The sequence below is a fragment of the Actinokineospora terrae genome, from assembly GCF_900111175.1.
Taxonomy (GTDB): Bacteria; Actinomycetota; Actinomycetes; order Mycobacteriales; family Pseudonocardiaceae; genus Actinokineospora; species Actinokineospora terrae.
The window spans coordinates 162,013-179,946 of the sequence record NZ_FOGI01000014.1; the positions used below are offsets into that span (position 1 = coordinate 162,013).

Below are 17,934 nucleotides of genomic sequence, written 5' to 3' on the forward strand. Positions count from 1 at the left end.
GTTGAGTGCGGGGTCGCTAGGCAAGGCGGATCCTCGGGTCGAGGAAGCCGTACATGATGTCGGCAACCAGGTTGAACACGATGACCAGCGTGGCGGTGACCATCAGCCAGCCCATCAGCATGTACGGGTCGAAGGTGCGAATGGACTGGACCAAGAGGTTGCCCATGCCCTTCCACCCGAACACGGTCTCGGTGATGATCGCCCCGGAGAACAGCGCGGCCGAGTTGATGGAGAACAGCGTGCTCACCGGGATCAGCGCGTTGCGGAAGGCGTGCCGGAAGATCACCCGCCGCTGCGAGATGCCCTTGGCCCGCGCGGTGCGCACGTAGTCGGAGTTCAGCGTCTCGAGCATCGAGGCGCGCTGGAACCGGCTGTAGGCGGCGAAGCTGATCAGGGTGAGGCTCAGCGTCGGCAGCAGGTACGTGCCGGTGTACTTGAAGATCACCTCGCTGAACGACCCCTGGAAGCCACCGGCCGCGGGGCTGACGGTGCTCAGCCACCGGTCCATGCCCAGGCTCTCCAGCAGGTTGTTGAACTTGATGCCGTAGGTCTTGAGGATCACCGCGACACACACGATGGGCATCGAGAACATCAGGAACGCGCTGGAGGTGGCGAGGTAGTCGAAGATCGAGTACTGCTTGACCGCGGCGAGGACGCCGACCGAGACACCCAGCACGATGGCCAGCAGCTCGGCGCCGACCACCAGCCGGGCGGTGATCCACAGCGCCCGCATGACGGACTCGAAGACGTCCACCTTGGCCTGGCCGAGCGCGATGGACTTGCCCCAGTCGCCCTGCAGGAAGTCCAGCAGCCACTTCCAGTACCGGACGATGATCGGCTGGTCGAGGCCGAGGCTGGACTCGAGGTCGCGGATCTGCTGGGCGGTGACGCCCGGTTTGGCCTTGAGCTCGGCGACCGGGTTGCCCGCGGCGGCGACGAGGAAGAAGGCGAAGAGGCTGCCGACGGCCAGGATGGGGACGGAGATCAGCAGCCGACGGATGATGTAGCGAATCACGAGAGCTCCTCGGTGGGGTCCCAGGCGGCCGGTGGGCGGCGCTGGTTGTCCCTGCCTGCGTCAGTGTGCGCCCGACCAGGTCAGGTACCCAAGGCCGAGGGGCCGGACTGTGCGGCCCGGCCCCTCGGACTTCGTCGACCAGATGTGTCGCCGCCTGGGTGGCGGCAGGGAGTCGACTACGAGGTCTTGACCCACTCGTTGGCGTTCCAGAGAGCGCCGTTGTACGACTGGAAGTAGACCTTGTCGATGCCCTTGAACGCCCACATGTTCGGGAGCTGGTAGAGCGGCAGCGAGTAGTTGTCCTCGGCCATCAGGCGGTCGGCGTCCTGGAAGGCCTTGCGGGAAGCGGCCTCGTCGAGGTTGCTGCTCGCGTCCTTGTAGGCGGCGTCGACCTTCGGGTTGGCGTAGTTGGACCAGTTCTGGCCGCCGCCGGTCTCGTAGATCGCCTTCTGGCTGGACTTGAACGGCGCGGCGGACCAGGCGAACAGCGCCACGTCGTAGTCGCCCTGGCTCACCCGGGTGTCGAGGAAGTTCGGGTCGGTGTCGTCGATGATCTCCAGGCCCGCGGGCTTGCACTGGGACTGGATGAGCTCGACGGTCTGCTTGCGGCGCGGGATGTCGGTGTGGCTGATCTTGATCGACACCTTCTCGCCGCCCTTGGTCGCGATGCCGTCGCCACCGATGGTGTAGCCCGCGCCCTCGAGGGTGGACTTGGCCGCGGCCGCGTCACCCTTGTACTGCGCGTAGTTGTCGGTGTAGCCCTCCTCGGCCTGGAAGAAGACCAGCGAGCCGAGCGGCTTGGCGTTCTCGAGCACCGGGCGGATCAGCTTCTCGGCCAGCTCGTCGCGGTTCACGCACTGCATGAACGCCTTGCGGACGGCCTGGTCGGCGAACCACTTGTTCTTGAAGTTGAGGTCCATGTGCTCGAACGAGAGGCCGTTGGAGGCACCGAAGCGCACACCCTGCGAGGACAGGCCGCGCAGCCGCTCGGCGGCGTTGGCGTCCGGCTGGGCCATGGAGTTGACCTGGACCTCGCCGTTCTCCAGCGCCTGGGCCTGGGCGACCTGGTCGGAGATGCCGCGCAGCACGATCTTGGCCGGGCCACCGGGCTTGCCGACCCACTTGGGGTTGCGCTCGAGGGTCACGGAGTTGTTCTGCTCGAAGGCGGTGATCTGGTAGGCGCCGGAAGCGGGCATCAGCTCCTTGTCGAAGCCGTTCCACTTGGTCTTCCAGAACTCCGCGACCTTGCCCAGCGCGACCTGGTCGCCGCCGGTCGGGGTCAGCTTGGTGACGTCGGCGACGCCGGTCGCCTTCTCCAGGATGTGCGCGGGCATGATGTCCAGCGAGATGCCGAACAGGCCCTTGTAGTCCGGGTAGGACGTGCCGAAGGTGGTGACGACCTCGGTCTGCGAGGGGCACTCGACCTTGTCGATGAGCTCGTAGCCGGTGGTGTTGGCCGAGGTGAAGATGTCCTTGCCGTCGGCGCCCTTGGACTTGCCGGTCGAGGACAGCCACGCCAGGTAGAAGTCGTCGCAGTCCCAGGCCTCGCCGTCGGACCAGGTCACGCCCGGCTTGATCTTCCAGGTGACGACCTGCGGGGACTTGCTGGTGATCTCGACGCTCTCCATCACGTCCTTGTTGAGCAGGACCTTGTTGTTGCCGTCGAGCTTGTAGGCGCCCGAGATGACCTGCGCGAGCGCGAACGTGTTGTACGAGTTGTTCGCGTCCGCCGCGGAGTTGTTGTACGCGGTGTACGGGTTGTCGGTCGAGACGACGAAGGTGTCAGTCGACTGCGGAACCTCCGGCGAGGTGTACTCGTCGCCGGACTCGCCCTTCGCGATCGCCATCGAGGCGATGTCGCCGGTCGGCTCCTGCGCCCCGGTGCTGCCGCCGTTGTCGCTGGAACCACCGCCGCACGCGCTCAGGACGAGCGACGCACCGACGACCAACGCGATCGCCGACAGTGAGTTTCTCTTAGTTGACACGTGCCCTCCTAGCACAGGGTCGCCCACGACCGATCCGGCCGGGCCGCACCCGGAACCCTTCACGCGCCCAACGACCGTTGGGCGGCGCACTAGGTGGGCACGCTAGGAACGAACTGTCACCGGGGTCACCTCTGGCGCGGCGATCGTGACCAAAGGGTGACCGGCAGGCGTCGGGGTGCAACGAGACCGTTACCAGCAGGTACCCCACGGTGTTGTCCCATGACGCAGCGTGGTCTGAGTCACCCCTGGGGTCGTTGCCACTGAGGAGCCGTCGCGAACGGTCCGGCACCCGGCGGCCCGGCGGCCACACCGGACATTTCGCGGCGGACGACCAGCGCGTCGGCCTCTTGGTAAAGAGGTAGTGCAACCGCGCGGCTCCACAGTGCCGGTTCGACCAGGCCGAGCGCCTCCGGGAGGGCGACGCCGCCGGTGATGGCCTTGTCGATGGTGTCCTGCACGGTCTGGTCGCAGAAACCCGTCGGGTTGGCGGCTGCGACGGGCGTACCGGCCGTCACGGGGCCGCAGCCGAACCGGGTGGCCAGCGCGGTCACCGGGTCGCCACCGGCGGGCTGGGGAGCCACTACGAGGTCGACCTGCTCGGCGGGCGCGGTGGCGGTGGCCGGGCGCGGGGCCAGCAGGTCGGTGAACAGCAGGTCCGCCTCGGGGGTGATCAGCCGGGACTGGACGCCGCCCGCGGACAGCTGCCGTTGCAGCTCACGGGCCATGTCGATGTAGGCGGAGCGGCCCGCGGGGGCGGCGATGACCAGGTTGAGCGGGGTCGCGCCGAGCATCCAGCCCTCGTTGACCCGGGTGTACCCGGCCTGGGTGAGCAGGCTCTGGGCGAGCGCCGGGTCCGGTTTGGTCGGCGGCGCGGCGGTGGAGGTGTAGCCGCGGGCGCTCGGGGCCAGGACCTGCGCGTTCGCGGGCAGACCGGGGCCGCCGCCGGTGCCCGCCTTGACCAGGGCCTCGCGGTCGGTCAGCGCGACCACGGCGGAGCGGATGCGCTGGTCGGCCATCGCGGCACCGACCGGGCGCAGCAGGACCGTGGCGACGGCGGGGCGGGGCACGGTGGTCGTGGTGACGGTCAGGCCGAGGTTGGTCATGGCGGTGAGGCCATCGGCGTCCGGCGCGGACAGGGCCAACTGGTCGTGCCCGGAGCGCAGAGCGGACGCGATGCCGTCAGCGTCACCTCGGCGCAGGATGACGCGGTCCAGCGGGACGGGGGTCGACCAGTAGCGGTCGTTGCGCTCTAGGACTACCTCGCCGCGGTCGCGATCGATGCCCTTGACCGAGAACGGGCCCGCGGTGACCGGGAAGTTCTCGCGCAGCACGTTGGCCCAGCCGCCGGGGATGTCCTTGAGCAGGTGGGCGGGCAGCAGGTTGGCGAACAGCCCGCGCCAGCCCGGGTACGGCTTGGCGAAGGTGACCTCGACGACCCGGCCCGCGTCGCTGGCGGAGATGTTGGAGATCAGCCGGTACCCCGCGCTGTCGATCACGCCGGGTTCCTCGCGCAGCTGCTCCCACAGGTAGACGAAGTCCTCGGCGGCGATGGGCGCGGAGTCCGACCAGGCCGCCTCGGGGCGCAGGCGGTAGGTGACCGTGTACGGCTCGGCGCTGGTGACCTCGGCGGAGGCCATCAGGGTGCGGTCCAGCACAGGAGTGCCGTCCGGGCCGGGGCGGAACACCGAGGGCAGCAGGACCTGGGCCAGCGCGTTGGTGATCGTGGACTGGTCGGAGAGCTTGTGCGGGTTGTAGCCGCCCGCGACGCTGTCGACGCCCACCACGGCCTCGTTGGGCGTCGGCAGCTTGCTCGTCTGCGTCCGCGCCACCTCAGTGGTCACCAACGGCGGCGGCGGCGCGTTCGTACAGCCCCCCACGGCCACCGCGACCACCAGCACAGCCCCCAGCCGCGCAGCCCCCCTACGACGCGCGAGCCACACGACCCCTCCTCCCCCAGGCGACCACGAAAGGCCCATGCTCCCAGACCCGCCCCGCCACCGGTTATGCAGCCAACCGCATGACGCACGGGCCTGGGAGCAGGTTCCGTGTGATCTACCGCGTGATCTCGGCTACCCGCTGAGGCCCGCCATCCGCAGCGCTGATTCCAGCACGTGCCGGCCCCATTCCCGAGCCCGCGCGGCACCGGCGGCGCGGATCTCGTCGAGCTCCTTCGGGTCGTCGAGGAGCTCCAAGGTGGACGCCCGCAGGGGTGCCAGTTCCGCCACGACCGCCTCGGCGACGGCTTCCTTCAGCTCTCCGTAGGACGAGTACTCGTCGGCGATCTCGATCGGTGAGCGGCCGACGCACGCCGCGAGGATCTCCAGCAGGTTGGCCAACCCGGGCTGGGTCGTCGGCCGGTACTCGAGTCGCTTCTCGTTGTCGGTGACCGCGCGCATCACCTTGCGGCGCACCAGGTCCGGGTCGTCGAGCAGGAACACGACGCCCGCGTTGTCCTGAGTGGACTTCGACATCTTGCGCGTCGGGTCGGACAGGTCCATCACCCGCGCCGCGGTCGGGGCCATCACGGCGCGGGGCACCACGAAGACCTCGCCGAAGGTCGAGTTGAACCGCCGGGCCAGGCTGCGGGCCAGCTCGACGTGCTGGGTCTGGTCCTGGCCGACCGGCACCTCGGTCGCACCCTGCAAGAGGATGTCCGCCGCCATCAAGACCGGGTAGGTGAGGAGTCCGAGCCGGACCATCCCCTGGCCGTCGGCGCGCTGCTTGAACTGGGTCATCCGCGCCGCCTCGCCGAACGAGCAGGTGCACTCCAGCACCCAGCTCAGCGCGCCGAGCTCGCGCACCAGGTCGGACTGGACGAACACCCGGTCCGGTTTGATCCCGGCGGCCAGCAGCACGGCCAGCAGCTCCCGGGACAGCGACCGCAGCCGCGACGGGTTGTACGACACCGTCATCGCGTGCAGGTCGCTGACGAAGTACAGGTCACCGGCACTGCCCTCGCGCGCCCACCGGCGGATCGCGCCCAGGTGGTTGCCGAGATGGGCGTGGCCGGACGGGGTGATCGCCGACAGGCGGGTCATCTCTTCGCTCCTCGAAGCCTGGGCCGCCCGCCCGGGGTCCCAAGACCGCCCGGGTGGGCGGCCTGTGGGGTGCACAACGTCAGGGCCGCCGGTCGGTGGCCCACCACAGGGTGACGTTGTGAGTGCTCATCACGGCGAACGGTAGCGCAGCCGTCACGCCGCCTTCAATCGTTTCAGCGCCAGCACCGGGCACCTGCCGCAGCGCGGTTTCGACTGGCAGCACTTCTTCTTGACCTTGCCCGACTTCATCAGCTTGCGGACGGCCTCGGCGGGCGTGCGCTGCTTCTTCCCCACGTCCCCCACCTCCCCGTTCCGGCCAAATCCCGCAACTGAGGTTAGGTTAACCTTCCTTGATCGCGTGCGTGGTGCTGCTCACACCACCCGACGGGGTATCCTGGTGTACGCCATCAGCAGCGCATCCGCTGCGCGGGCGCCCTGCCACGTGACATGCCCGGGCCGCCCTCAACCGCCAGAGCAAGGAACCGGGAGCACGCGCGTGCCCACAGCGACCGCATCCGCCGAGCAGGCCACCTCAGGCCTGCGCCGCAACGACCTGCGCAACGTCGCCATCGTCGCGCACGTCGACCACGGCAAGACGACCCTGGTCGACGCCATGCTGCGCCAGTCCGGCGCCTTCGCCGCGCGCGCCGAACTCGTCGACCGGGTCATGGACTCCGGCGAGTTGGAGCGGGAGAAGGGCATCACGATCCTGGCCAAGAACACCGCCGTGCGCCGCCAGACGCCGGACGGGCCGATCGTGATCAACGTCGTCGACACCCCCGGCCACGCCGACTTCGGCGGCGAGGTCGAGCGCGGTCTGGCCATGGTGGACGGTGTCCTGCTGCTGGTCGACGCCTCCGAGGGCCCGCTGCCACAGACCCGGTTCGTGCTGCGCAAGGCGCTGGCCTCGAACCTGCCGGTCGTGCTCGTGGTCAACAAGGTCGACCGCCCGGACGCGCGGATCGCCGAGATCGTCGAGGAGACCCACGACCTGCTGCTGGAGCTGGCCTCCGAGCTGGACAACGTGGACGAGTCCGTGCTGGACCTGCCGGTCGTCTACGCCTCCGCCCGCGCGGGCATGGCCAGCCTCAACCAGCCCGAGGACGGCGGCCTGCCCGACAGCGAGAACCTCGACCCGCTGTTCGACCTGCTGATGGACAAGGTCCCGGCGCCGCTGGCCGACGCGGCAGGCCCGCTGCGCGCCCTGGTCACCAACCTCGACGCGTCCAGCTTCCTCGGCCGCATCGCGCTGTGCCGGATCCACTCCGGTCGGCTGCGCAAGGGCCAGACCGTGGCCTGGATGCGCGAGGACGGCACCACCTCGAACGTCCGCATCACCGAGCTGCTGGTCACCGAGGCACTGGACCGCGTCCCCGCCGAGGAGGCTTCAGCCGGTGAGCTCGTCGCCATCGCGGGCATCCCGGAGATCACCATCGGCGACACCCTCGCCGACCTGGACAACCCGGTCGCGCTGCCCCGGCTGACCGTCGACGAGCCCGCCATCTCGATGACCATCGGGGTCAACACCTCCCCGCTGGCCGGGCGCAACGGCGGCAACAAGCTCACCGCGCGCGTGGTCAAGGCCCGGCTCGACGCGGAGCTGGTCGGCAACGTCAGCGTGCGCGTGCTGCCCACCGAGCGCCCCGACGCCTGGGAGGTGCAGGGCCGCGGCGAGCTGGCGCTGGCCATCCTGGTCGAGCAGATGCGCCGCGAGGGCTTCGAGCTGACCGTCGGCAAGCCCGAGGTCGTCACCCGCACCATCGACGGCAAGCTGTGCGAGCCCTTCGAGCACCTGACGGTGGACGCCCCCGAGGAGTACCTCGGCGCCATCACGCAGCTGCTGGCCAGCCGCAAGGGCCGCCTGGAGCACATGGGCGGGCACGGCAGCGGCCGCATCAAGGTCGAGTACGTCGTCCCGTCGCGCGGCCTGATCGGCTTCCGCACCGACTTCCTCACCGAGACCCGCGGCACCGGCATCGCCAACGCCATCTTCGAGGGCTACTTCCCGTGGGCCGGTGAGATCCGCAGCCGCCACACCGGCTCGCTGGTCGCCGACCGCCAGGGCCCGACCACCGCGTACGCCATGCTCCAGCTCGCCGACCGCGGCACCTTCTTCGTCGACCCGGGCGCCGACGTCTACGAGGGCATGGTCGTCGGCGAGAACCCCCGCGCCGAGGACCTCGACGTCAACGTCACCAAGGAGAAGAAGCTCACCAACATGCGCTCCTCCTCCGCCGACGTCTTCGAGACCCTGGCCAGGCCGCGCAAGCTCAGCCTCGAAGAAGCCCTCGAGTTCTGCGCCAACGACGAGTGCGTCGAGGTAGCCCCGGAGGTCGTCCGCGTCCGCAAGGTCATCCTCGACGCCACCACCCGAGGCCGCCAGCGCTCCCGCGACAAGGCCCGCGACCAGCGCTAGTCATCTGTGGGATTTCACTGTGGGGCTTGGGTTGCCGACATTGCTCGGTGACTCAGGCCCCACAGTTCTAGGCAGGGTGGATCGTGCCCAACTCCAACGACATCACTGCACTAGAGGCCACTGCGCTTCTCGACGCCCTACGCACGGCAGCCAACGGGACGGTGTGGTGGCTCAGCCACATCACCCCTGAGCACGACCATTGCCTCACGGTCGGGGTTCGCGGTCATCTCGGCGCCCTCACCTGGGACGAGGAGCCTGGCGGCACCTGGATCCCCGCCAACGGCACCAACACCACCCACGCCGACTACTTCACCCCCGACGGCGATCACAATCCCCAACTCCCCGGCACTGAGGTGCCTTACGAACTCGTACTGGAAGCCGTCACCGAGTTCATCCACACCGGCGCCCGCCCCCGCTGCGTCGCCTGGATCCAGGTCTCCGACGCAGCATGAGATTGACCGCCGCGTTTCCTGACTTGCAATGGTCTTCACGTCGCCTTGCCGTGCATGGCTATCCATTTGATGGATGACGGCCGATCGCCGGTCGCGAGGAACTCCAGTGCGGCTCGGCGAACGTCCCCGAAAGGGATTTCACTGCGAGCGGGCACTGGCCGTTCGTGGCTCATGTAGTCGTAGCTGAGCAACTCGTCTCCTGCGCCGTCGCCCTGGCTGAACCACAAGCCTGGCCAGGAACCACCGGAGAAGGTGAGCGCTCCGAGATCGTTGTTCACACCCACACCAAACTCGAGCGCGTCAGAGTCGCCGTCCACGTACCACTGCATGAGCAGTGGGAGGTCGTACTCACGCGACTCGGCCTGAACACGGTCCATGAGCGCGATGACGTCGTCAGGAGTTCGGAGGAGCACAGGGTCGCCGTCCTCGAAATATGCCCTGATCGCGATCATGGATTCGCCTCCCCGTGGTAAATGGCGTGAAACCCACCGGATCCGTGGATCGTCATAGTGTAGCCGCGAGGCAGGATTCTCGGCACCAGGGTATCGCATCCCCATTCCCCGACGCAGGGAATGTTGTTGATTGCCAACTCCACCCGCATGATCTTGTTGTTCCGCATGTGCACAGCGAGCTTGACCTCCACATCAGCAGCAGTCAGCGGGACCTTCTTCTCAGGCTGGCCATAGAACCACTCGACCGCCTCGTAATATTTGCTGTCCCATCCGCTGACTTCCTCTCTTACCACGCCATCCGATCCCAGCCACCTGCCATGCGTTTTCGCCGCTGGTCGTCGACGCACACCGTTAGCGACGCGCGGAAGGTCCGGTGGAAGTCCGACGCGCAAGCCATGTCCGACGGTTGCCGGGAACTCTGACGACGAGCCTGATCTCGCCGCGGAGGCGGGCGGGCTTCGATGATGGTCCAAGGAGACCTGCGCAGCCACCATGGCCTGGTCAAGCAGTGCGTCCAGGACTTGTAGGCCCTGCTCTGCGCGACCGAGCGCCTCGTTGATCCTCACTGCTCGCCGGGTAGGGCCCAAGATCTCGACGACATCCCGTTCAACCGTATCCAACTCTCGCTGGCACAGCCTCAAGAGCCGCTGGAGATCAGCAAGTGATGCGACAAGGCCCGCTAGGCGGTGAACGCTGTCAGCGATGGACAAGGCGGAGTGGTCAACGGGTGAAGGTGAAGAGGTGTTGGTCGGGTTGGAGGGGTTGGGGCGGGGTGGTGAGGCGGTGGACGCCGACGCCGAAGTCTTCTGTGGGGGAGGAGAGCCAGGTTCGGGTGAAGTGGTGTTGTTCGAACCAGGCGCAGATGGTGGGGACCAGGTCTGGGCGGCGGCGGGTTCGGGTCCAGATGATGGTGTTGGTGGTCAGTTGGGGAGCCAGGTCGATTGTGCGTTTGATGTCGGCGTCGGGGATGTTGCCGAAGATGCCGCAGAGGAGGACTAGGTCGGATTGGGTGGCGTTGGTGGTGTTGCCTGCGTCGCCGGTGATGATTTCTGTGTGGAGGCCGCGAGCGGTTTCGGTTGCTATGGCGGTGTTTCTGGGGTCCAGCGCGACGAGGCGGGGGGGGACGGCGTGGCGGCGGGGGTGGGTGGGGAGGACACCGAAGATGTCGCGGGCTTGGCCTGCGCAGAGGCTGAGAACGGAGATCGGCCCCGGCGGCGCGGCGTCGAAGAACGCGGCGATCTGGCCTTGGACGGCCTTGAGGCGGCGCGACAGGGTGGAAGTGGGGTCGTCGTAGTCGTCGTGCCAGGTTTGCCAGTCCATGGACGCAAGCTACGGCACCCGCGGGGCTGCTGGCCCGGGGCGCTGGGGGGCGCCCCGGGGAGGTCAGCGGGTGAGGGTGGTGAGGAACTGGGGCCAGTTCGGGGTGGTGAGGGTGGCGGTGGGGTTCTTGGAGTCGCGGATCGCCACGGGGTTGCCTTGGGTGAAGCGGACTTCGACGCAGTTGTCGTTGGCGCCGCCGCTGTAGGTGCTCTTGAACCAACCGGTGTCTTGGGGACCGACGTTCATTTGTGGAACCTTTCCCTATTCGTGGAAACCAGTTTCAGGCTGTCATCACGACTCAGGGCCAGGTCGCCGAGGCGGGCGAAGGCACGGGCCATTCGCTCCGTGTCTTCCGAGCTATCCATGTAGGTCGAGGGGCCGTAGATCACCGGCATGAAGCCGATGGGCCTGAGCAACTCCCCGAAGCCGAACAGCACGAAGCCGCCGTTCTGCGCCGGGTTGTCCCAAGTGGATGTGGGAATGATCCGCACGTCCAGGTTCTCGTGCGCCGAGACCAAGTCGAGGATGTACTGGCACTGTTCGACCATCACCTGCGGCGAGCCAACACCCGCGTTGAACGTGTCTTCGGTGAAGAAGAGGCTGATCCGCTTCGGCTCAGCCGAGTCGAACACGAGCTGCTGCCGCTTGAGTCGGAAGGCGGCTCGACCGGCGCGGACCTGATCGTCCAGCTCGTCCTGCCAGACGCCTTCAGTCGCACGGATCAGCGCTTCCGCGTAGCCAACACTCTGGACCAGAGCGGGGAAGACACCGTTCTCGTAGGCCTGGATCGACTCGGCCTTGGCTTCCAGGTAGGCGACGCGGCGCCAGGATTCTGGGCCCAGGTCGGTGTAGGGGTCGCCGGTGGGGGACTTTCTTGCTTCGGCGCCTAGGGATTCGAGTTCGGAGAGGCGGTCGCCGGTGGCGCCCAGGTACTTGGCGAGGGTGGTGAGTTCCTCGGCGGTGAAGGTGGCGCGGCCTTCCAGCAAGTTCATCAGGCGCTGGCGGGGTTTGCCGACGTGCTTGGCGGCGGCCTCCAGGGAGATGCCCGCGTCCGAGCGGAGCTGGGCCAGGGCCACGCCGAGGAAGACTCGGGGCATGGTGGCTGCGCCCTTCGCCATCGGTCCTCCTGTCGTCGTGGGCACGGCTACCGCCATCCCACCATCTCGTTGCGCCCGGGGAAACTTCCCCCGATCGGGGGTCTGTCGAGGGATGCATGTACCCCCTACATTATGGGATACATGTAACCCACAACGCCGGGCCCGCCTTCGCAGCGTAGTCAGTGATCAGCGGAGCGCGATCCCGACCCCACCCCCGAAAGGAAGCCCATGCGGCACGCCCCGATCGTCGTCGACACCTTCGTCACCATCAACGCGGACTGCGTCATGCGCGCCGAGACCGGCAGCGACGGCGTCGAGGTCCACTTCAACGAAAGCATCACCGGCCAGGACTTCACCATGCGCTTCACCCGCGACGCCCTGGAGACCCTGATCAGCGTCTGCAGCACCGAACTCGCCGCCTGAGGGCCGCCACGGGTGTGCCGCCACCCCGGGCGGCACACCCCGGGACGGCCCTGGAAAGTCAGGCCAGGAGCGCCCGCAGGTCCGGGAGCAGGGCCTCGTCAGCCGGGAGCCAGGTCACCGTGGACAACTCTGCCGCAGCGAGCCACCTCAACGTCCGGTGTTCGCGGGCTGTGGGTTCGCCGTCTATCAGTTGCGCCGCATAGACCCTGAGGACGAGGTCTTCGCGCAAGGGGATGTCCGCGCCGACCCTCTCCCCCACCTTCACCGTTACGCCTAGCTCTTCCATGCACTCGCGTACGACAGCCTCTTCGTCCGTCTCCCCCGGCTCCACGCGACCACCGGGTACCTCCCACATCCCAGCCACCTCTGGCGGGAACGCGCGCTCTTGCGCCAAGAGACCTTGCGGGCCAACGATCGCCGTTCCCACTACTACGAGCATGCGGGACATCCTTACGACAGGGACGTCGTTCGCCAACTCACCAGGAAGCGCGCGCCACCCTCCGGCGACTCCGCCACACGCACTGTCCCGCCGCGCCTGCGGATCACCTCCGCGACTAGAGCCAATCCGAGGCCGGTTCCGCCACTACTGCGCGCGCGGTCGTCCTGGACTCGGTAAAACCGGTCGAACACGCGCTGGCGGTGCTCGGCCGCGATACCCGAGCCGTCGTCGTCCACTACGAGTCTGGTGACGGTGGGGCCGCTGATGACCGTGACCGTGATCAGGGAGCGCGCGTGGCGGACGGCGTTCCTCAGAAGGTTGTCCAGGACTAGGTCCACCTCGTTGTGGGCGGCCCAGACCCAGGACAGTCCTGCCGGGGTGTGGACTACGACCTCGGGGCCGTCGTCGGAGGAGCAGCGGGTGGCGGCGGCGTGAGCGGCCGCTGTTAGGTCTACCGGCTCTGCTGGGGGGACCTCGCCTGCATCAGAACGGGCCAGGGTGAGTAGGCCGTCGACTAGGGCTGACAGCCGCTCGGACTCGTGGACGACGTCGGTCAGGACCTCTTGGGACAGCTCCGGGTCGGGGTGCCGGACCGCGACCTCAGCCTGGACGCGGATTGAGGCGACCGGGGATCGGAGCTCGTGGGCCGCGTCGCCGGTGAAGCGTCTTAGCCTGTCTGCGGCTTCGTCGCGTCGGGCCAAGAGGTCGTTGAGGGCTCCGGCGAGGGCGTGCAGTTCATCGTGTGACGACGGCAGGGGCAAACGTTTGCCTGCCCCTAGTCGGGTCGCAGCTGCGCGCATTCTTTGCACTGGTCGGAGGGCCGATCGCACGGCGAACCAGGTCGCTAGAGCGCTGGCAGCGGCAACGATGATCGCGGCGACCAAGAGCCACCGGAGAGCGCTACCGTGCGCGGCCGCGTAGCCGGGCAGGCCAGCGCCTACGACTACCAGGCGTTGAGAGCCGTCAGGGCCGGTCGCGATGGTGCCCTGCCAGCGCGTGGGTGGGGTGTCTGAGAGGCGTAGGACGGGCGTACCGGCCTTGAGGACCCTCACGTCGGCAGGTGAGAGCAACGGCGCTGGCTTGCCGTCTACGGGCGTGCCCGCGGTGTCGAGAACATGCACGTTGATGTTGGGCGTGCCGGATGAGGGCGCCTTGCCTTCAGCTACCGCCGTAAGAGCCGCGGATAGCACTGGCGCGAGTTCGTCGTCAGTAGACCTGACCAGCAGCGGTCCGATCATGCGGCTGGTCAGCAAGGCCAGCACTACCAGCACCGCGAGCGTGACGGCCGTGGCGACGGTCGTGACTCGGAAGCGCATAGAGCGGCGCCGCCACAGCAGGCCGATCACCGGGGTGGGGCCGCGGCCGGGTCGATGGCGGCGTCCAGTTCCGTGGTCGAGGCCAGGTAGCCGTGACCGCGCACTGTCCGCACTATGCCGTCCGCGCCCGCAGCGTCGAGCTTGCGCCGTAGGTAGCCGACGTACACCTCTACGGCGTTGCGGGTCGCGGCCTGCTCGTCGCCCCACACGGCGCGCAGCAGCTCGTCCTTGGTGACGACCGACCCGGCGCGCCCGGCCAGCGTGTCCAGCACCGCGAACTCCCGCGGGCTCAGCGACACCTGCGCCCCGTCGAACCGCACCTGGCGGGTCCCCCGGTCGACCTCCAGCCTGCCCAGCCGCAGCGTGCGCCCGCCGCCCTCGTCCGACCCGCGCCGCAGCACCGCGCGGACCTGGGCGACCAGCACCACGAACGAGAACGGCTTGACCAGGTACCCGTCGGCGCCCAGGTCGAGGCCATCGGCCTGGTCGACCTCGCCGTCCTTGGCCGACACCAGCAGCACCGGGGTGCGCACCCCCTCGGCGCGCAGCCGCTCCAGCACCCGGTAGCCGGACAGGCCGGGCAGCATGATGTCGAGCAGGATCACGTCGAACGCGCCGGTCAGCGCCACCCGCAGGGCGCTGGGCCCGTCAGCGGCGACGACCACGTCCATGCCCTCGGCGGTCAACCCGCGTTGCAGGGCGCGCCGCACACCCAGCTCGTCGTCGACCACCAGCACCCGAGGCTTCACAGGTGCCATCATGGCGCTAGCGGCCCACCAGGGGCGTGGACTCTCAGCCGACTCTCAGCAGGCCGGGCGCTCTCAGCACCATCTCAGCGACGGTGGCGCAGTGTTCTCGGTGCGGGAACGACAACCCGAACAGGGGAGAGAGCAATGGACAGGAAGAGGACGGCGCTGACCGTCGCGGCGGCGGGAACAGCGGCGGGGGTCGTCGGGCTGATCCTGATCGCGAGCCCGGCGGGGGCCAACGAGGCGCCGCCGACGCTGCCGCCTGTTAGCGCTGAGGCGCTCGTGCAGTCGGTCATCGACGCGAAGACCCCGGCGCTGGCGGGTGCGGTAGAGCTACGCAACAACATCGGCCTGCCGATCCCGGGGCTGCCCCAGGGCTCTAGCGATGACGAGCTTGCCCGGGTCTACGCCGATGGGCAGGGCCGCGGCCGGATCGCGCTCAGGCAGGGCGGTGGCGAGCGGACCTTCGTCCAGGACGGTACGACTACCTGGCTGTGGAACTCCTCGGACAAGTCGGTCACGAAGTTCACCAGCGAGGCCAAGGACCACTCCGAGGAGAAGCTGGCCGACCCGGCGACGGTCGCCCGCGACCTGGTCGAGCTGATCAAGAAGGACTCCACGGTCACCGTGGACGGGACCGCGCGGGTCGCCGACCGGGCCGCGTACCAGCTGGTGCTGACCCCGAAGCCGACCGAGCGGACGCTGCTGCGCGAGATCCGGATCGCCATCGACTCCGAGACCAGGGTGCCGCTGCGGCTGGAGGTGCTGGCCAACGGGCAGTCCGACCCGGCGTTGCGGATCGGGTTCACCGAGTTCAGCACCGGTGCGCAGGACCCGGCACTGTTCACCTTCACCCCGCCCGCCGGCGCGAAGGTCACCGAGGGCAAGCAAGAGAAGTCGTCCGAGGACAAGGGTGAGCTGCTCAAGTCGGCCGACCTGAAGGTCGTCGGCGAGGGCTGGGACGTGGTCGCGACCGGCAAGGTCCCCGCGGCGCTGCTGTCGGCGCAGATCCCGCAGTCCGGCGAGCGCGGCGGTCCGGTGGACGCCACCAGCATCCTCAAGAAGCTGGGCAAGGAGGTCTCCGGGTCGTTCGGCACCGGGTACGTGATCTCGACTAAGGTCGGCACCGCCCTGGTGACCACCGATGGCCGGGTCGCGGTCGGCGCGGTGCCGCAGCAGGTCCTCATCGACGCCCTCGGGCAGAAGTGAGCGGCTTGACCGAGCAGGGGGCGGCCGTGGTTCCTACCGCGGCCGCCCGCACCAAGGGCCTTCGTAAGGTCTACCGGGGCACGGTCGCCGTGGACAACGTCGACCTGGTAGTCCCAACGGGTGCGGTACTGGGGATGCTCGGCCCCAACGGTTCAGGTAAGACCACGACCATCCGGATGCTGCTCGGTCTGGTGACGCCCACCGCGGGTGAGGTGGAACTGCTCGGCCAGCGGATGCCGGACGGCGCCGCGCTCGCGTTGCCCCAGGTAGGGGCGTTGGTGGAGGGGCCTGGGTTCTACCCGTTCTTGTCTGGTCGGGAGAACTTGTTGCGGTTTGCTGCGGCGGAACCGCTGTTGGCCAGCTCGGACATCCCGGGGGCCGTGGGGGCGGCACTGGAGCGGGTCGGACTTTCGGGGGCAGCGGGACGGCGGTTCCGGGGGTACTCACTCGGGATGAAGCAGCGGCTCGGGCTGGCGGCGGCTTTGCTGGTACCGCGCCAGTTCGTGGTACTGGACGAGCCGACGAACGGCCTGGACCCGGCCGGCACGCGGGAGATCCGGACGATCATCGCCGACCTGCACGCCGCGGGGACGACGGTGCTGGTGTCGTCCCACCTGCTGGCCGAGGTCGAGGCGACTTGCACGCACGTGGCGGTACTGAACCAGGGGACGGTGGTGGCGCAGGGGGAGCTGTCGTCGCTGCTGGAGGCGGGGAGCGCGAACCTGCTGGTGAGCACGCCTGAGGTGACGCTGGCAGTGGACGCTCTGCGGGAACAGCGGGTGCCTGCTCGGGCGGTGCCGGAGGGGGTGCGGGTGGACCTGACGGCCACTACAGCGCCTGCGGTGGTGGAGGTACTGGTGCGGGCGGGGGTGCCGGTACACGAGGTCCGGCGGCAGCGGACTGGGCTGGAGGACCTTTTCGCACGGTTGACGGAGGACACGTCGACGGCGGAACTGAACGACCTGGACACGCTGGTCACGGAGGACGCCCGATGACCGGGCAGAGGCCGACTACGGCTGTTGTTGAACGAGGGGGAGTCCGATGACTGCGCAGGCCGCCGAACTGGTGGGTGGGACGGACACGCTGGTCGTGCGGCGGGCGCCGTTGGGGCGGGTGTTGCGGTCCGAGTTGAGGATGGTGTTGCGCAGGCCCCGGACGTTGGTGGGGTTGGGGTTGTTGGGGCTGGTGCCGGTGGTGATGGGCATCGGGATCGCGATCGCGACCGCGTCGGGGGAGACCGGCGAGGGGGACGCGATGGCGGCGTTGGTGATGGGCAACGGGATGCTGTTGCCGATCTTCGCGCTGTCCGTCGCGGTGGTGATGCTGCTGCCGCTGACCGGGGCGATGCTGGCGGCGGACGCGCTGGCCGGGGAGTCGTCGCACGGGACGCTGCGGGGGATGTTGATGGCCCCGGTCGGGCGGGGGCGGCTGCTGGCGGTCAAGGCGTTCGGGGTGGCGTCGGTGACGTTGCTGGCCGTGGTGCTGATGGCGGTCACCGGGATGATCACGGGGGTGCTGCTGCTGGGGGGCGACGGCATGCTCACCGCGTCGGGGACGTCGCTGCCGTTCGGGGAGGCGCTCGGGCGGGTGGCGATCACGGTGGTGTACGTGGCGCTGCAGGTGTGGGCGTTGGCCGCGGTGGCGCTGGCGGTTTCGGCGTTCACCGACCACCCGCTGATCGTGGTGGTGGTGACGCTGGGCTTGGTGATCGTGTCGGGGGTGCTGAGCGCGATCCCGGCGCTGGACTGGATCGACCCGGTGCTGGTGACGACGAGTTGGGAAGCGGTCGGCGAGATCGTCCGCGACCCGATCTCCTGGAGCCCGCTCATCGACGGCGCCCTGCGCGCCGCCTGCTACATGCTGATCGGCGGCTCCATCGCCTACAGCCGCATGCTCACCCGCGACGGCTGACCGGCCGCTGGGGGTACAACGGCGACGCCTCACTCGGGGCGTCGCCGTTGCGCTGTGTGGGGTGTCCTGGCTGAGCAGCCCCCGAATCGAGCCTAGGCGGGGCTGGGCGGAT

19 protein-coding genes are annotated in these 17,934 nt (G+C 68.7%); 6 read left to right on the forward strand and 13 right to left on the reverse strand.

Annotated elements, in window-relative coordinates; all coding sequences use genetic code 11:
- Nucleotides 1–16: 16 nt before the first annotated feature.
- From BMY07_RS28580 to BMY07_RS34620, 5 genes are all read right to left on the reverse strand, one after another.
- Nucleotides 17–1,015: an ABC transporter permease gene (locus BMY07_RS28580; protein WP_092785489.1), complete on the reverse strand. Its 999-nt coding sequence runs from the start codon at nt 1,013–1,015 to the stop codon at nt 17–19.
- Between the two features lie 176 nt (nt 1,016–1,191).
- Complete coding sequence (locus tag BMY07_RS28585) at nt 1,192–3,000, reverse strand: ABC transporter family substrate-binding protein (RefSeq protein ID WP_092785491.1); 1,809 nt, start codon at nt 2,998–3,000, stop codon at nt 1,192–1,194.
- Between the two features lie 239 nt (nt 3,001–3,239).
- Complete coding sequence (locus BMY07_RS28590) at nt 3,240–4,829, reverse strand: ABC transporter family substrate-binding protein (RefSeq protein ID WP_245782713.1); 1,590 nt, start codon at nt 4,827–4,829, stop codon at nt 3,240–3,242.
- Between the two features lie 240 nt (nt 4,830–5,069).
- Nucleotides 5,070–6,038, reverse strand: a complete 969-nt coding sequence (trpS, locus tag BMY07_RS28595) for a tryptophan--tRNA ligase (protein WP_092785495.1) — start codon at nt 6,036–6,038, stop codon at nt 5,070–5,072.
- Nucleotides 6,039–6,191: 153 nt separating this feature from the next.
- A complete protein-coding gene (locus BMY07_RS34620; RefSeq protein ID WP_177215846.1) occupies nt 6,192–6,332 on the reverse strand; it encodes a hypothetical protein in 141 nt (46 codons plus the stop codon).
- Between the two features lie 202 nt (nt 6,333–6,534).
- Here BMY07_RS34620 and typA point away from each other — a divergent pair, with 202 nt between their 5' ends.
- Both typA and BMY07_RS28605 read left to right on the forward strand, forming a co-directional pair.
- Nucleotides 6,535–8,454 carry a translational GTPase TypA gene (gene typA, locus BMY07_RS28600; protein ID WP_092785497.1) on the forward strand — a complete coding sequence of 640 codons (1,920 nt, stop codon included), beginning with the start codon at nt 6,535–6,537 and terminating at the stop codon, nt 8,452–8,454.
- An 83-nt stretch (nt 8,455–8,537) separates the two neighbouring features.
- Complete coding sequence (locus BMY07_RS28605; RefSeq protein WP_177215847.1) at nt 8,538–8,906, forward strand: Imm1 family immunity protein; 369 nt, start codon at nt 8,538–8,540, stop codon at nt 8,904–8,906.
- A gap of 35 nt (nt 8,907–8,941) precedes the next feature.
- Here the strand turns inward: BMY07_RS28605 and BMY07_RS28610 are convergent, their stop codons facing one another.
- The 5 genes from BMY07_RS28610 to BMY07_RS28630 form a co-directional block, all read right to left on the reverse strand.
- Nucleotides 8,942–9,358, reverse strand: coding sequence for an Imm1 family immunity protein (locus BMY07_RS28610; protein ID WP_177215848.1), 417 nt, complete (start codon nt 9,356–9,358; stop codon nt 8,942–8,944).
- Nucleotides 9,355–9,924: a DddA-like double-stranded DNA deaminase toxin gene (locus BMY07_RS28615; RefSeq protein WP_143073687.1), complete on the reverse strand. Its 570-nt coding sequence runs from the start codon at nt 9,922–9,924 to the stop codon at nt 9,355–9,357. Before BMY07_RS28615 ends, BMY07_RS28610 begins: the two co-directional genes overlap by 4 nt.
- A gap of 154 nt (nt 9,925–10,078) precedes the next feature.
- Entirely contained in the window at nt 10,079–10,678 is a 600-nt protein-coding gene (locus BMY07_RS28620) for a hypothetical protein (protein WP_092785505.1), read from the reverse strand.
- A 63-nt stretch (nt 10,679–10,741) separates the two neighbouring features.
- The gene (locus BMY07_RS28625) at nt 10,742–10,924 is read right to left on the reverse strand and encodes a DUF397 domain-containing protein (protein WP_092785507.1); all 183 of its coding nucleotides are present in this window, start codon (nt 10,922–10,924) and stop codon (nt 10,742–10,744) included.
- The gene (locus BMY07_RS28630) at nt 10,921–11,796 is read right to left on the reverse strand and encodes a helix-turn-helix domain-containing protein (protein WP_177215849.1); all 876 of its coding nucleotides are present in this window, start codon (nt 11,794–11,796) and stop codon (nt 10,921–10,923) included. Before BMY07_RS28630 ends, BMY07_RS28625 begins: the two co-directional genes overlap by 4 nt.
- Nucleotides 11,797–12,003: 207 nt before the next feature.
- Here BMY07_RS28630 and BMY07_RS28635 point away from each other — a divergent pair, with 207 nt between their 5' ends.
- The gene (locus BMY07_RS28635; RefSeq protein ID WP_092785511.1) at nt 12,004–12,198 is read left to right on the forward strand and encodes a hypothetical protein; all 195 of its coding nucleotides are present in this window, start codon (nt 12,004–12,006) and stop codon (nt 12,196–12,198) included.
- Between the two features lie 58 nt (nt 12,199–12,256).
- Here BMY07_RS28635 and BMY07_RS28640 read toward each other — a convergent pair whose 3' ends face one another.
- From BMY07_RS28640 to BMY07_RS28650, 3 genes are read right to left on the reverse strand one after another with little or no spacing between them, the layout of a single operon-like run.
- Complete coding sequence (locus BMY07_RS28640; protein WP_092785605.1) at nt 12,257–12,637, reverse strand: (deoxy)nucleoside triphosphate pyrophosphohydrolase; 381 nt, start codon at nt 12,635–12,637, stop codon at nt 12,257–12,259.
- A gap of 11 nt (nt 12,638–12,648) precedes the next feature.
- The gene (locus BMY07_RS28645) at nt 12,649–13,953 is read right to left on the reverse strand and encodes a sensor histidine kinase (RefSeq protein WP_092785607.1); all 1,305 of its coding nucleotides are present in this window, start codon (nt 13,951–13,953) and stop codon (nt 12,649–12,651) included.
- A gap of 26 nt (nt 13,954–13,979) precedes the next feature.
- On the reverse strand, nt 13,980–14,714 hold the full coding sequence (locus tag BMY07_RS28650) for a response regulator transcription factor (RefSeq protein ID WP_177215850.1): 735 nt from the start codon (nt 14,712–14,714) through the stop codon (nt 13,980–13,982).
- A gap of 132 nt (nt 14,715–14,846) precedes the next feature.
- On the opposite strand from BMY07_RS28650, the gene BMY07_RS28655 reads away from it, so the two are divergent.
- The 3 genes from BMY07_RS28655 to BMY07_RS28665 are packed head-to-tail and all read left to right on the forward strand — an operon-like array spanning nt 14,847 to nt 17,822.
- Nucleotides 14,847–15,911 carry a LolA family protein gene (locus BMY07_RS28655; protein ID WP_092785513.1) on the forward strand — a complete coding sequence of 355 codons (1,065 nt, stop codon included), beginning with the start codon at nt 14,847–14,849 and terminating at the stop codon, nt 15,909–15,911.
- 5 nt (nt 15,912–15,916) lie between these two features.
- Complete coding sequence (locus BMY07_RS28660) at nt 15,917–16,906, forward strand: ABC transporter ATP-binding protein (protein WP_425426364.1); 990 nt, start codon at nt 15,917–15,919, stop codon at nt 16,904–16,906.
- Between the two features lie 46 nt (nt 16,907–16,952).
- The gene (locus tag BMY07_RS28665; protein WP_092785517.1) at nt 16,953–17,822 is read left to right on the forward strand and encodes an ABC transporter permease; all 870 of its coding nucleotides are present in this window, start codon (nt 16,953–16,955) and stop codon (nt 17,820–17,822) included.
- Nucleotides 17,823–17,934 lie beyond the last annotated feature (112 nt).

What these genes read in the sequence shown, in the direction of transcription:
- BMY07_RS28625 (WP_092785507.1), bottom strand. Translation starts at nt 10,924, where the DNA reads ATGAACGTCGGTCCCCAAGACACCGGTTGGTTCAAGAGCACCTACAGC.
- trpS (WP_092785495.1), bottom strand. Translation starts at nt 6,038, where the DNA reads ATGACCCGCCTGTCGGCGATCACCCCGTCCGGCCACGCCCATCTCGGC.
- BMY07_RS28655 (WP_092785513.1), top strand. Translation starts at nt 14,847, where the DNA reads ATGGACAGGAAGAGGACGGCGCTGACCGTCGCGGCGGCGGGAACAGCG.
- BMY07_RS28620 (WP_092785505.1), bottom strand. Translation starts at nt 10,678, where the DNA reads ATGGACTGGCAAACCTGGCACGACGACTACGACGACCCCACTTCCACC.
- BMY07_RS28650 (WP_177215850.1), bottom strand. Translation starts at nt 14,714, where the DNA reads ATGATGGCACCTGTGAAGCCTCGGGTGCTGGTGGTCGACGACGAGCTG.
- BMY07_RS28645 (WP_092785607.1), bottom strand. Translation starts at nt 13,953, where the DNA reads ATGCGCTTCCGAGTCACGACCGTCGCCACGGCCGTCACGCTCGCGGTG.
- BMY07_RS28610 (WP_177215848.1), bottom strand. Translation starts at nt 9,358, where the DNA reads ATGATCGCGATCAGGGCATATTTCGAGGACGGCGACCCTGTGCTCCTC.
- BMY07_RS28635 (WP_092785511.1), top strand. Translation starts at nt 12,004, where the DNA reads ATGCGGCACGCCCCGATCGTCGTCGACACCTTCGTCACCATCAACGCG.
- BMY07_RS28665 (WP_092785517.1), top strand. Translation starts at nt 16,953, where the DNA reads ATGACTGCGCAGGCCGCCGAACTGGTGGGTGGGACGGACACGCTGGTC.
- BMY07_RS28630 (WP_177215849.1), bottom strand. Translation starts at nt 11,796, where the DNA reads ATGGCGAAGGGCGCAGCCACCATGCCCCGAGTCTTCCTCGGCGTGGCC.
- BMY07_RS28640 (WP_092785605.1), bottom strand. Translation starts at nt 12,637, where the DNA reads ATGCTCGTAGTAGTGGGAACGGCGATCGTTGGCCCGCAAGGTCTCTTG.